12 protein-coding genes are annotated in these 16,260 nt (G+C 59.5%); 3 read left to right on the top strand and 9 right to left on the bottom strand.

Annotated elements, in window-relative coordinates; genetic code table 11:
* The first annotated feature begins 229 nt into the window (after positions 1-229).
* Together gdhA and DSM100238_RS04995 are read left to right on the top strand one after the other, a co-directional pair.
* Positions 230-1,576, top strand: coding sequence for an NADP-specific glutamate dehydrogenase (gdhA, locus tag DSM100238_RS05000; RefSeq protein WP_152355593.1), 1,347 nt, complete (start codon positions 230-232; stop codon positions 1,574-1,576).
* Between the two features lie 423 nt (positions 1,577-1,999).
* The gene (locus tag DSM100238_RS04995; RefSeq protein WP_338071666.1) at positions 2,000-2,536 is read left to right on the top strand and encodes a hypothetical protein; all 537 of its coding nucleotides are present in this window, start codon (positions 2,000-2,002) and stop codon (positions 2,534-2,536) included.
* Here DSM100238_RS04995 and DSM100238_RS04990 read toward each other — a convergent pair.
* Together DSM100238_RS04990 and DSM100238_RS04985 are read right to left on the bottom strand one after the other, a co-directional pair.
* Positions 2,529-3,671 (bottom strand): hypothetical protein, encoded by a 1,143-nt coding sequence (locus DSM100238_RS04990; protein ID WP_152355591.1) that lies wholly within the window; start codon positions 3,669-3,671, stop codon positions 2,529-2,531. The genes DSM100238_RS04995 and DSM100238_RS04990 overlap by 8 nt on opposite strands.
* A gap of 196 nt (positions 3,672-3,867) precedes the next feature.
* Positions 3,868-4,941: a colicin transporter gene (locus tag DSM100238_RS04985; RefSeq protein ID WP_240812353.1), complete on the bottom strand. Its 1,074-nt coding sequence runs from the start codon at positions 4,939-4,941 to the stop codon at positions 3,868-3,870.
* A 92-nt stretch (positions 4,942-5,033) separates the two neighbouring features.
* On the opposite strand from DSM100238_RS04985, the gene DSM100238_RS04980 reads away from it, so the two are divergent.
* Entirely contained in the window at positions 5,034-5,324 is a 291-nt protein-coding gene (locus DSM100238_RS04980; protein WP_240812352.1) for a helix-turn-helix domain-containing protein, read from the top strand.
* Positions 5,325-5,452: 128 nt separating this feature from the next.
* Here DSM100238_RS04980 and DSM100238_RS04975 read toward each other — a convergent pair whose 3' ends face one another.
* The 7 genes from DSM100238_RS04975 to DSM100238_RS04945 all read right to left on the bottom strand — a co-directional run bounded on the left by DSM100238_RS04975 (position 5,453) and on the right by DSM100238_RS04945 (position 16,117).
* On the bottom strand, positions 5,453-6,706 hold the full coding sequence (locus DSM100238_RS04975; RefSeq protein WP_152355589.1) for a VanZ family protein: 1,254 nt from the start codon (positions 6,704-6,706) through the stop codon (positions 5,453-5,455).
* Between the two features lie 221 nt (positions 6,707-6,927).
* Complete coding sequence (locus tag DSM100238_RS04970) at positions 6,928-8,103, bottom strand: alpha/beta hydrolase (RefSeq protein WP_240812351.1); 1,176 nt, start codon at positions 8,101-8,103, stop codon at positions 6,928-6,930.
* A 254-nt stretch (positions 8,104-8,357) separates the two neighbouring features.
* Positions 8,358-8,867, bottom strand: coding sequence for a DUF3566 domain-containing protein (locus DSM100238_RS04965; RefSeq protein ID WP_152355588.1), 510 nt, complete (start codon positions 8,865-8,867; stop codon positions 8,358-8,360).
* Between the two features lie 140 nt (positions 8,868-9,007).
* The gene (gene gyrA / locus DSM100238_RS04960; RefSeq protein ID WP_376830993.1) at positions 9,008-11,692 is read right to left on the bottom strand and encodes a DNA gyrase subunit A; all 2,685 of its coding nucleotides are present in this window, start codon (positions 11,690-11,692) and stop codon (positions 9,008-9,010) included.
* 122 nt (positions 11,693-11,814) lie between these two features.
* Positions 11,815-13,854 (bottom strand): DNA topoisomerase (ATP-hydrolyzing) subunit B, encoded by a 2,040-nt coding sequence (gyrB, locus tag DSM100238_RS04955; RefSeq protein WP_205730692.1) that lies wholly within the window; start codon positions 13,852-13,854, stop codon positions 11,815-11,817.
* A gap of 305 nt (positions 13,855-14,159) precedes the next feature.
* Entirely contained in the window at positions 14,160-14,639 is a 480-nt protein-coding gene (locus DSM100238_RS04950; protein WP_152355586.1) for a DciA family protein, read from the bottom strand.
* Complete coding sequence (locus DSM100238_RS04945; protein ID WP_152355629.1) at positions 14,636-16,117, bottom strand: DNA replication/repair protein RecF; 1,482 nt, start codon at positions 16,115-16,117, stop codon at positions 14,636-14,638. The genes DSM100238_RS04950 and DSM100238_RS04945 overlap by 4 nt, the downstream gene beginning before the upstream one ends.
* Between the last annotated feature and the right edge of the window lie 143 nt (positions 16,118-16,260).

The raw sequence follows: 16,260 nt of genomic DNA, 5'->3' as shown, positions 1-16,260 counted from the left end.
GTCGACGTGGGCTGTGGATACAGCGCCTGGTTGCCATCGTACCGTCCGGCGGGCAGGGATTGGTGGCGCGACACGCCTGATGAAGCCAGACCTTCCCGTATTTGTGTACATTTCACCGTCTGTCTCATGTCCAAAGGGCGGAAATCGCCGCACATGCTCTTGCCGGCATATACGCCCGCGCTTAGAATAAAACCGTCTTATCAATAACCCGACCAATGAGGGGAGAGCTATGCTCACTGAAGAGTATGTCAAACGCGTGTATGCGCAAGTGGAACGTCGCGACGGCGATCAGCCTGAATTCCTGCAAGCTGTCCGTGAAGTGTTCGAAAGCTTGGAACCGGTCGTCGCCAAGCACCCTGAATATGAGCGTAACGGTGTGCTGGAACGGTTCGTCGAGCCGGAGCGTCTGGTGAAGTTCCGTGTCGCTTGGACGGACGACGAAGGCCATGTCCAGGTGAATCGCGGCTACCGCGTGCAATTCAACTCCGCCATTGGCCCGTATAAGGGCGGTTTGCGCTTCCACCCGACCGTGAACGAATCCGTAATCAAGTTCCTTGGTTTTGAACAGATTCTCAAGAATTCCCTGACCGGTCTGCCCATGGGCGGCGGCAAGGGCGGCTCTGATTTCAATCCGAAGGGCCGTTCCGACGGTGAGGTGATGCGCTTCTGCCAAGCGTTCATGACCGAGTTGCAGCGTCATATCGGCCAGTTCACCGATGTTCCCGCCGGCGACATCAATGTCGGCGCCCGCGAAATCGGCTACCTGTTCGGCCAATACAAGCGCATCCGCGACGAATACTCCGGCGTGCTCACCGGCAAAGGTTTGGAATTCGGCGGCTCGCTGGCACGCACCGAGGCGACCGGCTACGGGCTGTGCTACTACACGCAGGAAGCGCTGCGCGTCCTGCGCAACGATTCCTTCCGAGGCAAGACCGTCGTCGTCTCCGGTTCCGGCAATGTCGCGATTTTCGCGATTGAAAAGGCACAGCGTCTGGGCGCCAAAGTCGTCACATGCTCCGATTCGAACGGCTATGTCTATGATCCCAAGGGCATCGACCTGGATGTGGTCAAGGACATCAAGCTCGGTCACCGCGGGCGCATCAAGGAGTATGCGGAGCGTGTTCCCGGTTCCGAATATCACGATGATTGCCGTAATGTGTGGACCGTGCCGTGCGATATCGCACTGCCGTGCGCCACGCAGAACGAAATTGACGGTGAATCCGCCCGTGCACTTGTTGACAACGGTTGCACGGTCGTGTGCGAAGGCTCGAATATGCCCAGCACGCCGGAAGCCATCGCCGTATATCAGGGCGCAAAGCTGCTGTATGGCCCCGCAAAGGCCGCCAACGCGGGCGGTGTGGCCGTATCCGGCTTGGAGATGAGTCAGAACTCGTATCGACTGAGCTGGACCTTTGACGAGGTCGATGCCAAGCTCAAGCAGATCATGGAAGACATCGTGGCGAATTCCCTGAACGCCGCGAAGGAGTATGGTCACGAGGGCGATCTGATGCTCGGTGCGAATGCCGCCGGCTTCGTCAAGGTCGCGAACGCGATGGTCGCGCAGGGTATTTTCTGATCCTCTTCTGCTGCTGTCTACGCTGGCTGGCTGTTCAGCGTAGACAGCAGCAGACTGGGCTGTGTTTGCGGGGTTTCCGATTTGGTTCGGGAGCCCCGTTTTTGTTGCGTTTTGCGGGTTTTACTTGGTTTGTGATGGTTTGGTGTTCGTGTCTCGGTGGCTCTGTTTGTGTCGGTTTGCGCGCCTTGGGGTATCATCTGGGGGTATCGCCGGCCGTTGCGGGAAGGCTAGCCCCGTACGCAGGAGAAGAGGTTTGAGCAGACGGTTCGGTTCAGTGGTGAAGAGGAAGAACCGCAATGGCGTGCCCACGTATCTGTTGGCGCGGTATCCCAATCCGAAGGAGCCGGGCAAGAGGGGGGGCAGGAGGTTCCCTCTTGGCGCGGAGGCGTTGGCGTATGCCTAGCTGGATGGCTCTCGCGGCTCATCGAGGCAAGGGACAGGTCGATCTACAACTCCAGCAGCAGCCGCGACATCGAGGTCTACTACCTGTACGGGCAGACGGGCGTGGGCAAGACCTCCTATGTGATGAACAAATATGCGCCCGAGGACGTGTACCGCGTCAGCGACTACCAGCATCCCTTCGACGGCTACGAGAACCAGAAGGTGCTGCTGATGGACGAGTTCGCCGGCACGCTGCCGTTCGACCAGCTCTTGAACGTCACCGACCGGTGGCGCACCACTCTGGCCGCCCGCTACCACAACCGGATCGCCATGTACGATACCGTGTGGATCGTGAGCAACCTGCCCCTCAACGAACTGTATAGCGAGATCGAACGGCCCCAACGCAAGGCGATGTTCAGAAAGTTCCGCCAGGTCATCTACATGACCAGACAGGGCGGCATGCACCGCTACGACCCCAACGAGATCTCCGACTACCTCGGCGACCCCGAGCAAGCCCCGGCCGGGCGCTTCCATCTCATCGGACTCGACGACAGCCTGAGGGCCGAGGACATCATATGAGCGCACACCGCCCTCCGACGAATCCCGCCACCGTTCCGCTGGTTTTACCGTCGAACACCCACGTGCCCCACGTGTTCGCGGGAGCCTTCTTATTGAGGGTCGCTGTCTGATTGCCAATCCCGGTGAACGTCAACGTCACCGGGTCACCCAGCTGCACGCCTCCGGCCTTCTCGATATTGGTGAGGTAAGCCTTGAAACCGGCGTCGGTCTTATCGCCCGTATATTGACGTTGCTTGAGGATCACGTCCTTCGAACCGGTGAAGTAATACCCCTTCGCCGTGATGCTCACGCCGTCAGCCCACTTGTCACCCAGCTTCAAGCCGACCGTCACCTTGTCGGTGATGGACTGCCCCTCCTGAATGATGTGAGGGGCATCGGTGGAGATGGTGGGGGTGAACTTCACAATCGGCGCAGCAGGCTGGTACTTGTCCAGAACGATCACCACGATGCTCAACTGGTTTATAACGGCTTTATTTTCTGCCGGGCAAGAAGCCGCGTTACCGCACACCCTCTCGTTCATTATGCCCTGGACGGACATGCTCTTATCGTCTTCAAATGGCGCATAAACATGGTAGCCCCGGGTGCCGGCATAGTTGTACTCAACTGGCTTGATGTATTGATCCCAATACGTGACCCAGTGGGACGCTATGTCCTCCTGCCAAGAAGTGCCGTGGTACGCGTTGTCGCCCAACATGGCACCGACCGCGACCACACGGCAGTCGCCGTCACCCTCACCCGGATGACGCTGGTGGAAGCCGTTCACGCACTCGTTATAAGCCTGCTCGCGAGCCGCCGTAATCTTGGTCGGTCCTTCGGTATCGACCGAAATACCCGCTTCTTTAAAGGCCTCGTAGACCGGCGCATCAGATGCGGCAGACCCGAACGAGCCTGAGGTCACGTCATTCGGGTTGGAAAGCGCCTGATCCTTGTATGTCCACCAAACATCACGGCTTTTGCTCGGGGTTCCACCCGGTCCAGCCGTTTCGTTGCCGCCGCCACCGCCAGCGTAGGCTGTGGAAGCAATGATGCCGCCCGTGGCAAGAGTCGCCACAGCCGTGAGAAGGGCAATACCCTTCCTCAACCACTTCGGCTTGCGCTCGGGCGGAGTCTTAGAATTATGCTTCTTCAACTGCATAACGCTCCTTGAATCTTGACTACATAGGCAAGGCCACACAAGCGGCCTGCTCGCCGTCAAACAGGCAATCAAGAGGCAGGTATTACGCAGGGAGAATGAAGTACTGGGGGCAACCGTAGCATTAATAGGGCTGCGATGCATATGAAAAAAGCCTCACCTTCGATGGGAAGGTGAGGCTTATCGGAGAGGAACGTTATCAGCGCACAATCGGAGCGTCAGGGTCACCCGGAGCGTTAGGGTCACCATAAGCCCTGCACAGCGGGCACCCACCGCCGCTTGTTGAGCCACTCGTTGAGCCGCTCGTTGAGCCGCCGCTGCTGGACTGCTTCGGGGCGGTGTAAGACCGCTGCGGGGCGGAATACCCGCTGCTGGACTTCTTCGGGGCGGTGTAGCTCTTGCTGGAGGAATACCCACGGGTGGAGGACTTGGAGTAGGAGCGCTGCGACTGCGCGGCTGCTGCGGCTGCTTGGGCGGCTGCCTGCGCTTTCGCTTCGGCTTCCGCTTGGGCTTTGGCTGCGGCCTCGGCGTCGGCCTTCTCCTTCGCGGCCTTGGAGTCGTTCACCTGCTTGACGGCGACGTCGAGCTTCGCCTGCTGGCCGGTGTACGTCTTCGGGTCGGACACGTCCTTCTTGCCGATGGTCTTGTTCGCCTCGTCGATGGCCTTCGTGAGGCTGTCGCGGGTGGCGTTGTCTGCCACCTTCCCCTCCGTGTCCTTGAGGGTCCGGCTTGCGCTGTCAATACCCTGCTTGAGCTGCGTCTTGGCGGTGTCCAGCTCCTTCGCCAGCTTGCTGTCCTTGACGGCCTTGAGCGCGGCATCAAGCGCCCTCGCTTGGGCATTGGCCTCGTCCGCGTCCGTGGCATTGGCCTGCTTCGCGGAGGCGAGCTGCCACACCAGCCACTCGCCCGGCTGGTCCTCGTGGACGCCCTTGAGCGCCTTCGCCTTCTTGATGGCGCCGTCGAGCTTGTCCAGCAGCTTCGGCTCCTTGAGCTGATCCGCCTTGTACTCGGTCGCGGTGGCCTCGTCCACCGTCTTCGAGAGCGCCTTGTCAGCCGCTTCCGCCTGCGCGACCGCCGCACGGTATGCAGTCAATTCTTGATGGGTGCAGTAGGCGTAGCCGCCGCCAATACCCACCAGCGCCACGACGATGACGGCGATGATGATGGCGGTGAGCTTCTTGTGGTTGCGCTTGGGCTTCTCAGCTGTGGTCTCAGTCTCCCCGGACTCGCCCTCGAGCGTATCCTCCGGCACGTCCTTGATTTCGTCGGACATCGTTCCTCCCGGTCTGTCGTTCTGCTCTTCCAAGGCCATCACAGACCACGGAATACTACATTTATGAAGTAATCATATATGCAGTGGTGCACTTGGATGGAACCATGCACGAGCGCATATCCGACGAACTCACCTGGCGGCAGTACGCCATGGGGCTCGGCATACGCCTGCGCCGCCTGCGCGACCAACGTGGCCTCAGCCAAGAGCGTGTGGCCTCGGACGCCGGACTCTCCACGGTGCAGTACCAACGACTCGAATCGGGAGGCTTCGCCGGGCCCACGCCCAACCCCACCTCCAAGACTCTGATCGCCATCGCCCAGATCCTCGACGTCACCATCGACGAACTCCTACCCCCGCCATGGCCCGACCTACGCACCAAATGATGTGTCACGAAGCATCCCCATGTGCTAGAACCAGCATCGTTTAAGGTTCACATAGCCGCCTTGGATATAAAATACCCAATGATTCCAAGCCTTGCGAAACCCCGACATATAGCCCGGTGGGCTACACATCATTGATGTTCTTGCCGTTGCACAGTATCTGCAGATGCCGGTGCGGCCGCTGACATAGGAGTCATGCCGGCGATTCGTGGTGCGGATTGCGGTGCATCGCCTATCTGTCCGCCGTCCGGCTCACAGTCCAACCCACTGCCGCTGCCGGATATGGATTGCGCCGATACGCCATCATGCCCTGTGCGGGCGTCTCCCGGCGCATAATCCCACGGCATCTGTTTGAATATCAGGGCAAACACCGCGACCGCGATGACCAACAGTCCGCTGTGCGTATCTTTTTGCAGCAGCGTCAGGAGGAACCATCCGCCGATAATCACCGTGCGAATCGCATAGAACACCGCCCGCCGCCATCCATGACGTTCGCGGGTCTCCATACTCATGTGGGTGAACATGCCGCCGAGCGTCTGCCCGTGGTGCGTCGCCGGAATCCACAGCTCGAACACCAGGAATGACACCATGCCAAGCACCGTGACCACGGTATTCAAGGAGTCGACGTGCACCATGGCGCCTGCCAGCTGGAATGTCCCGTCCGGCAGCGGTTTGGCGAGCGCATGGAACAGCCAGACGACGGCGATACCCAACGGGTAGTATCCCACGGTGACGATGATCATGTCGATGGCGAAGGTCACCCCGCGGTGCACGATCCCCGGCCGATGATTGATTTCCGCCCGGTCAACCGGTTTTGGCGGCCACCGGCGATCGCAGAGCTTCGCGATGCCGTAACCGACCAGCGCACCCAAGGTGTTGGTCAGCAAATCGTCGACATCGAATTGCCGGTATGAACATGGATAGATGCCCCAGAATCCGCTCAATTGCGTCAGTTCGATCGCCAGCGACAGCAGAAAACCGACGACCACGGCATGTGTCATGCTTCGCCTCAGAAAACGCATGAGCAGGAATCCGAGCGGTATGAACAGCACGATGTTGAGCAGCAGCTGCATCACTGCGGATACGCCGCCGGTGGCGATGTCCTGAATGAATTCCACGGGATTGAGTTGCGGCGAAAGATGATGTACGGCGCAATACCGGTCCGGCTCGTCGGGCATCGGGTACTGGGTGAAGGTCAGCAGACCGACCACATAGAGCACGCTCAAATACGAGCCGATGGTCGATGCGAGCCGAAGACGGTGCTCTCGGTGGTACAGCAAGGCGAGGATCGGCAGTGTCAGGAACGCTGCGAGAACCGGCCAGAGTAGCAGCGCAATCAGCAGTGGCGTGCCGAAGGTCTTCGCATACAAGGTTACGATACTCATCGTGCATCAACACTAGCGCATGAGCTGAGGAAGATGTTCCCAACGACATGATGATTTCTGACCATACGCTTGCAGAAAACGCATCATTGCCAAGAAGAACCGCCATTATCCACTGCGGAACTCTTGATTATTGGACTATTGACTACTCGGTTTTACCCACCGATTTCGGCAAAGCACGTATCCGCGCCATATCGCCGCACCGCTGCAGGCATCTGATCCGATTACAGCCTTGCCAATGCCTCATTCACCCATGATGCGGGTATGACCCGCCGCCATGCCATCATCGACGCCCATGTGGTGACGATGCGGAAGTACTTGCGCCGCGCATCCGGCTTGGACATGCTCAAATCATGAAGCCCGCCACGAATGGTCGCCAACGCGACGACATCGCCCAAATGCAGTGCCGCCTGACGGATCGCGGTGACGTCCAGTACACTGTCCGCCTCACGCATGCCTTCATCCCATGTGGATTGCAGCATCATCGACTTGTCTGACGTGCACACGAGGATCGGGATCTGAATATCAAGATTCTTCGCGATCTCGTCCTGCCCGCTGTAAATCGCTTGCATCCAGCCGGCACGGGTGAGGAATTCGACTCCAGGATTGAGCGGATGGTCGAGGTAATCCCACTCTCCGCCGGTCGAGCGTTTGATGCACCGGGCGTAGAATCCCGGGTCGCGCATCGGCATCACGGTTTTCCCGCCCCGCAGGCGATACATCTGCACGACGGGCGTGGACAGCAGACGGAACATGCGGTTGCCTTGCAATTCAAGCCATGGCGAATTCAGCGACAGCGCCTCGACATGATGGGGATGTTCGGCATTGACCCACAGTGATGCGCTCAAACCGCCCTGGGAGTGGGCGATCATCAGAATGCGGACATCGTTGCCCTGCTCTTTGACGATCTGGTTGCGCAATGCGTTGAATTCCAAACGATATTCATGCAGATTCTCGATGTATCCGGGGGTCTGGTAGGAGCGGTAGGAACGCCCGAATTTGCGTAAGTCCACGGCATAGAAGGGGATTCCCAACGATTCCCAATATTCGGAAGCATGCCGACGGTAGAAGTAATCGTTCCACCCATGCACATACATGATGGCCAGACGGTGACCGCGCAGTTTGTAATGCCAACGTCGCCAACGTTGTTGCAGGGAGAGCTTCGAAGGGTCCTTGCGCACGAATGTCGCCACGATTTCCCCTTCGTCGTCCTCTCCAAGATGGACGGTCGCCTGTTGATAGCCTTCTAGCACGGTATCCGGCTTCCACGGGTCCACATAGGAGTATGAGGCTTGAGGGTCAGTGGTGTGCTGTCCCGCAAGCGCATCATCCGGCAATGATTTCGGCGATGAGGCGGATGTTGTGGGCATATTGACCGAATCTACCGACGTTCCTGTCATAGCCGACACCTCCTCTTTTGTCGTACGGAGCCATCTACCGGCTATCTTATTCGCGGCACATGCACGTTCGCCATAAGCATGTGCGGTTCCGGCATCCGCCAACGCCGACAGACCGTCCAACCTCGGCAAACGCACAGCAGCAGGGTGCTTGACTCATCGGCATATGCAATCGGCGTGAAATCGTCCCCAAGATAGACAAAGGGACGGCTCGGAATGCCGAACCGTCCCGTAATGTCGTTGAATCGCAGATGCCGTCAGTCATCACCCAAGGTCACATGGACGCCGCCGACAAGCGAGCTGACCACGTTGTACAGCAGCGCGAAAATCGTCGCCAGGAGGGTTAACAGCACGACGCCGATGATGGCGAGGATGGTCACCGTGCTGAGCACCGTACTCAGCGAGAGCACGTCGGCAAGATTGAATCCGCTGGAATCAAGGCCGGTCGAGGAGACGATCTGCGTGACTTGGTCGAACACGCCCGCCATGTTCAGCACCAGCCACACGAGTGCCGCCGCCACGATCTGGATAATGCCCCCGGCCACACTGAGCAGGAAGGTGACTTTTGCTACCGACCAAGCGTCCACTCGTGTCAGAGACAGGCTCATACGCCTGGCTCGCGGCGTATGGTGGCGACGCTTGTTCGCAGCCGCGGCACGCGCTGCAGATGGCAGCGGGGTCTCGTTACCGGTGCTTATCGGCTGATTCGAGACGGTCCTGCCTACGCGTGGTTCGCGGCGCCCCTCTTCGTCGACGTATTCGCTCATTGTTTCTCCTTGGACGTTCCGACTGCCTTCGCCTGATTAGTGAACCTACCAGTGTTCGGGGACGATTGCCGCTGGTATGGCAAGGTCTGCACACTATCTGGCGGGCCGTACCTGTTGCGCTGGTACGGCCCGCCTTCAGCTCATTGCTGCACGTCCTGTGCAGCCGCAGCCGCAGCCTCATCGGCGTGCTGATCGTGCTGATCGGCATCGTTCTGATCTTGTTCTTCGTCGTCATCCTTCTCGGCATTGCGAGCGATGGCAAGGATTTCGTCGCCCTTATCAGGCTTGGCGAAGGTCACGCCCTGCGTGGTCCTGCCGGTCCGCTTGACTTCCGCCACGTCGGATCGGATGACCTTGCCGGACTTCATGATTGCCATGACCTGGTCATCTTCGCTGACCACGAGCGCGCCGACGAGCGAACCTCGACCTTCAGCCAACTGCAATGCCTTGACTCCGAAGCCATTACGTCCTTGCAGACGGTATTCGCTGATGGCCGTGCGCTTGGCGAAGCCTTCGTTGGTGACCACGAACAGGTCCTTGTCGCTGTCTCCCCAGATGACGTCCATGGACAGCAGCTCGTCGCCGTTGCGGAACTTCATGCCTTGCACACCGGCGGTTTGGCGGCCCATCGGACGCAGCTGTTCGTCATCCGCGCGGAACTTGAGGCTCATGCCGTACTTGGAGACGAGAATGATATCGTCCTCCGGGTTGCACAGCGCGGCACCGATCAGCTCGTCTGCCGGCTCCCCGGTCTCGGGATCCGTCGCCAGACGCACGGCGATCAGGCCGCCCTGGCGAGGCGAATCATATTCGGAGAGGCTGGTTTTCTTGACTTTGCCGGACCGTGTGGCCAGCACCAGATACTTGGCGACGTCATAGTTCGGAATCGACAATACCGCCTGGATGGTCTCGTCAGGCGCGAACTGCAGCAGGTTGGCCACGTGCTGCCCCTTGGAATCTCTCGATCCTTCAGGCAGTTCGTAAGCCTTGAGCCGGTAGACGCGTCCCTTGTTGGTGAAGAACAGCAGCCAGTTGTGCGTGCTGGTGAGGAAGAAGTGGTCGACCACGTCGTCCTCGCGCAGCTTCGTACCCTTGATGCCCTTGCCGCCGCGATGCTGGGCGCGGTATTCGTCGGCCTTGGTGCGCTTGATGAACCCGGAATGGGTGACCGTCACGACGACGTTCTCCTCAGCGATCAGGTCTTCGACGTTCATCTCCCCCGAGTACGGCAGGATGCGGGTACGGCGTTCATCGCCATACTTTTCCACGATTTCGTCGAGCTCGTCGCCCACAATCTGACGCTGACGTTCCGGCTTGGCGAGAATGTCGTTGTAATCGGCGATTTTGCGTTGCAGTTCCTCATGTTCATCGAGGATCTTCTGCCGTTCGAGGGCGGCGAGACGACGCAGCTGCATCGCGAGGATCGCGTCCGCCTGCACGTCATCGACGTCCAGCAGGTCTTTCAGGCCTTCACGGGCGGTATCCACGTCTTTGGAGGAGCGGATGAGCGCGATGACTTCATCGATCATGTCCAGAGCCTTGAGATAGCCCTGCAGGATGTGATCGCGTTCTTCGGCTTCGCGCTTCAGATACCGGGTGCGACGTTCGACAACATCAAGCTGGTGGGAGACCCAATGGCGAATGAACGCGTCCAGGCTCAGCGTGCGAGGCACGCCGTCGACCAGGGCGAGCATATTGGCGCCGAATGTCTGCTGCAGCTGGGAATGCTTGTACAGGTTGTTGAGTACGACCTTCGGCACGGCGTCGCGCTTGAGCACCAGGACCAGACGCTGACCGGTACGGCCTGAGGTCTCGTCACGCATGTCGGCAATGCCTTGGATCTTGCCGTCACGCACCGCTTCGCGGATGGAGACGACCAAACGATCCGGGTTGACCTGGTATGGCAGCTCGGTGACCACCAGGCACATACGCCCGTTGATTTCCTCCGTGTTGACCACGGCACGCATGGTGATCAAGCCGCGGCCGGTGCGGTATGCCTGTTCGATGCCTTTATGGCCGAGGATGGTCGCTCCGGTCGGGAAGTCCGGTCCTTTGATCCGTTCGATCAGCGCGTTGAGCAGTTCTTCCCGGCTCGCGTCAGGATGGTCAAGCGCCCAGTGCACGCCGTCCGCCACCTCACGCAGGTTGTGCGGCGGAATGTTGGTGGCCATACCGACGGCGATGCCGGCGGAACCGTTGACCAGCAGGTTCGGGAAGCGGCTCGGAAGCACGGTCGGCTCTTGGGTCTTGCCATCGTAGTTGGGCACGAAATCAACGGTGTCTTTGTCGATGTCACGCACCATTTCCATGGCGAGCGGGGCCATGCGGCATTCGGTGTAACGCATGGCGGCTGCCGGATCGTCGCCGGGAGAGCCGAAGTTGCCTTGTCCGTCCACCAGCGGGTAGCGCATGGACCACGGCTGTGCCATGCGCACGAGGGTATCGTAGATGGCGGCATCGCCGTGCGGGTGATATTTACCCATGACGTCACCGACGACGCGGGAGCACTTGTTGTATCCGCGATCGGGTCGGTATCCGCCGTCGTACATCGCGTAGATGACACGACGATGAACCGGCTTCATACCGTCTCGCACGTCTGGCAGTGCGCGTTCCACGATGACGGACAGCGCGTACGCCAGGTATGATTCGCGCATTTCCTGCTGCAAATCGATCGGTTGGACGCGCTGGCCTTTCATCAGGCCGTAATCGGTGTTGTCGGCTTCCTGCGGGCTCAACGGCTCGCGGTTGTTGTCCAGCCCGTTGAGCTGGTCGTCATTGCTTGACCCGCCGTCTTCCGGGGTGTTGGTGTTGTTTTCGTCTGCCACGGTAGATCCTTCGTTTTCTTGTCCATCCTCGTGGGATGGCTAGCCTGATACGCGGCTAGTGATGAAGTGTGCTGGTTTCCGTGCCGGGACCTGCGAAAGCCGCGGATCCCGGCGTTGTACGGTCACGCGTCGATGAATCGTGCGTCGTGCGCGTTGCGCTGGATGAACAGGCGACGGGGCTCGACCTCATCGCCCATGAGCATGGAGAAGGTCTCGTCCGCCTGCGCCGCGTCCTCGATATGGATTTGTTTGAGGATGCGATGATCAGGATCCATGGTGGTTTCCCACAGCTCCTGATAGGTCATTTCGCCCAGGCCCTTGTACCGCTGGATGCCTTCGCCCTTCGGCAATTGGCGGCCGGCTTCCTTGCCTTCACGCAGCACGCGGTCGCGTTCGGCGTCCGTGTACACGAAGGAGTGCGGCCCCTTGGTCCATTTGATGCGGTACAGCGGCGGCATGGCGACGTAGACGTATCCGGCGGTGATCATCGGCCGCATATAGCGGAAGAACAGCGTCAGATTCAGCGTGGCGATATGCGCACCGTCGACATCGGCATCAGCCATGATGATGATCTTGTGGTAGCGCACCTTGCTCACGTCGAAATCTTCGCCGTACCCGCCGCCGATCGCGGTGATCAGCGACTCGATGGTGTCGGATTTGAGCATTCGGTCGATGGACGCACGCTCAGTGTTGAGGATTTTGCCTCGCAACGGCAGGATCGCCTGGGTGATCGGGTTGCGTCCCTGGATGGCGGAGCCGCCTGCGGAATCACCCTCGACGATGAACAGCTCGCACTCTTCCGGATTGTTGGACTGGCAATCCTTGAGCTTGTCCGGCATGCCGGCGGATTCGAAAATCGACTTGCGTCGGGTCGATTCGCGAGCTTTCTTCGCTGCGATGCGGGCGCGGGACGCCTCGATCGCCTTCTGGATGATGCTTTTCGCGTCCGAAGGGTGCGAATCGAACCAATCGCCGAGCTTGTCGGTCATGACACGCTGTACGAAGGTCTTCGCCTCGGAGTTGCCCAGCTTGGTCTTGGTCTGGCCTTCGAACTGCGGGTTGGTGAGTTTGACGGAAACAACGGCGGTCAGGCCTTCGCGCACGTCGTCGCCGGAGAGGTTGTCGTCTTTCTCCTTCAGGATGTTCTTCTCGCGTGCATACCGGTTGACGAGCGTGGTGAGCGCCGCGCGGAAGCCTTCCTCATGGGTGCCGCCTTCGGTTGTGGAAATGGTGTTCGCGAAGGTGTGTACCGATTCAGAGTATGCGGTTGTCCATTGCATGGCGATTTCTGCGGAGATGCCGATTTTGAGGTCTTCCGCCTCGAAATCGATGACTTCCTCTTCGATCGGGTTGGTTTTGCGGCTTTTGACCAGATAGGCCACGTAATCCTTGATGCCGTGCTCGTAGCAGTATGTCACCGAGCGGTGCATTTCCTCGACCGGGTTGTCGCCGTCGCCGGTCACTTCGTCGCCCGCCTGGTCGATTTCACGCAGGTCGGTCAGGGAGATGCGCAGACCGCGATTGAGGAATGCCATCTGCTGGAAGCGCGAACGCAGGGTCTCGAAATCGTACACTGTGGTTTCGAAGATCTTGGGATCCGCCCAGAAGGTCACGGAAGTGCCGGTCGATTCGCCGTCTTCCATCGGCTTACCTTGGGCGAGCGGCGCCGTCGGATGCTGGTCGATGTACGTTTGGGTCCAGTGGAAGCCTTGCCGGCGCACCTCGATTTCCATACGCGTGGACAACGCATTGACGACGGAGATACCTACGCCGTGCAGACCGCCGGAAACGGCGTAACCGCCGCCGCCGAATTTGCCGCCTGCGTGCAGCTTGGTCATCACCGTTTCCACACCAGAGACGCCTTCGCCCGGCACGATGTCAACCGGGATGCCTCGACCGTCGTCAACCACCCGAATGCCGTTGTCCGGCAGGATGGTCACTTCGATATGGGTGGCGAAACCGGCGAGGGCTTCGTCCACCGAGTTATCGACGATTTCGTAGACCAGATGATGCAGGCCTCGCGGACCGGTCGAGCCGATATACATGCCCGGGCGGATACGCACCGCCTCAAGCCCTTCCAGCACGCGCAAATCACTGGCGTCGTAGTGGTCCGGGGACAGTGAATCGTCAAGCTGGGCGTTCTCGAGCTTGTCGTTGGCAATGGCGTCGTTGACCTTGTCGTTGAGTTCGGCCTTGGATTCATTGCCTGTCTGTGATGGTACCCCGCCCTGCCCGGGCGCAGCATTGTTCAGCGAATCAGCTTCAGCGTCTGCCACACAAATTCCTTCCAGCACACCGCGCAGCGCCCCTGCTGGCACGGTCGATATACCCTAGAACGAAAATAACGGGGCCTTCTAGGCGTTTTATAGTACTGTACGTGATTCTACACATCAAGGGGGACTTTGCGGCTCTGAGGGCAATACACGGGATTCCGCGATTTTTCGCGACTTTGAGCACTTGATACCGTTCAGCGACGGTAGCCGCCATGGCGTCCGCGAGCAAACGGATGCGCCTGCGGCCCCGTCACGCGAATCTGGGAGATATTCAACCCGTCAAGACGCTCCCTGATGGTATCAGTCAGCTGCGGAATCATATAGGTCAGGGTCGTGGTCCATGCGGGAGATTCCGTCTGGATCACGAGAATACCGTCCTTGAACGAAGAGACCACCGAATGCTGGGCGATTTGCGGGCCGACGACCTGGTCCCAATGGTTGCGTAATTGAGCAAGTTTGAGATGGGGAGTCCAATTGCCGTTCTTGGCCAGCAGGGAGACCAACGACCCGAGTGTGTTAGGATCCCTGCCCGGTTTGCCGAAACTCTCCCAGGCTTTTTCCTCGCGTTCCTGTCTGTCGCGCATGATCCCCGCTCGCGCGGCATATCGTTGGAACACCTGTGCCGGCAGTTTTCTCGGATCAAGCTTGAGCATCTGCGCAATTGGCTTGTTCATGCCGACGCCTCATCGCCCGCATCGTTCTGTTGCCGGGCGGCTCTGATCCGCGAGACGGTTTCGTCTGTCAGCAGCTGATCGGATTGCATGCCTTCGCTTTCATGCCGCAGAGCGGCGATATCGACGATCCGCGCGTGTGCGCCATACGGCGACAGGTCAGGCACGTCCCCTGCCGCGGCAGCGGTGATCAGCACCTGATCGCGTCGGACGGCGAATTCGAGGATCTGCCGGCGGCGCGTCTCGTCAAGCTGGGCGAACACATCGTCAAGAATCACGATGGGAGCGTTGCCTGTTGTCTGCTCGATCAGCGTGGCAAGCGCCATCTTGAGTGCCAACGCCATCGTCCACATCTCGCCGTTGGACGCGAATTCTTTGGCGGGGACGCCTTCCAAGGTCAGTACCATGTCATCGCGGTGAGGGCCGATCAGGTTCTGACCACGTGCCACCTCGCCGGGATAGATGCGCTGAAAATGCCGGCTGATCAGCTGGTGAGGCTCGTCCTCTTCCAACACCTCATCGAATGAGGGAAGATACGCGAGCGAGACGTGTTCCCCGCCTCCCGACAATGCATCGTAATTCCGGGAGAACAGGGGAGCGAGCTGATCGATGATGCGCTTGCGCATGCGAGTGAGCCTGATGCCCGTCTCAATGAACTGTCCGGTCCAGATTTCCAGTCCGTTCAACGCCGGTTGCAATGCGTCTGCGTGCTCAGCGGCACCGGCGGGCCCGCTGTACATGTTCTGGTTGCTCTGGTCATACCCCGAGTGCTGTTCAGCAGCAGGCTTTCCGAGTTGTTTCAGCAGTGCCGCTCGCTGTTTGGCGATTTTGGCGCATGCCTGGTGCACTTCGTCATATCCGGGGATGAGCAGGGCTCCCGCCTGGTTGATGAATCCGCGTCGCGTCGCAGGGTCCCCCGACACCAGGCGTTGATCCTCCGGAGTGAATGAAATGCTGGGGAGCCGGCCGAGGATGTCACGCATGTACATTGAGGCGCCGCCGTCAATACGTGCCCGGTTCGCCCCATGGGCGCGGATGGTCAGTTCGATGGTGGTGTATGCGGTGGAGCCGTCGTCTCTGTCACCGCCGTCGGCGACCTGCTGTGGTGCGGCGTCGCGCTCAGATTGTAAATCCTGATTTGAATTCAGTTTTTCATTCGGCTGTTCCGAACCCGCCTCAAGGGAATTTGATGTCGATTCAGCATTCGCCGCGGCGTCGTCCTCTGGCCGCGAACCGGTGGCGTTGAGACCGATATCCACGATATTAGCCCGGATCGTAGCCGATTCATATCCGCGCTGGACCAGGGGAAGAGAGCCGGACGTTCTGTGGCTCGATCCGGTAGACAACACTTCAATCGCTTCGACCAGGTTGGTTTTGCCCATGCCATTGGCGCCCTGGATCACAGTGACTCCTGGAGGGAAGTCAATGATGCAATGGTCCCACGATCGGAAATGGTCGAGCGCCATGCGCGAGACGATCACGCTCATCGCCACCCGTCCTTTCTGGAAACGTTGGGAATGGTATGTATCTGCCGAAGCCTGTGGATAACTGCAAATTGGTCGTGTGCCGTGTCTGAGAAGGATTCTCGTGGACAGGTGTTGGGCGAAACCGACGCGCCAGGCGC

Source organism: Bifidobacterium apri, assembly GCF_009299485.1.
Lineage (GTDB): Bacteria > Actinomycetota > Actinomycetes > Actinomycetales > Bifidobacteriaceae > Bifidobacterium > Bifidobacterium apri.
Note: the sequence above shows the minus strand (reverse complement) of the source record. Positions and strands in the feature narration are given on the sequence as shown.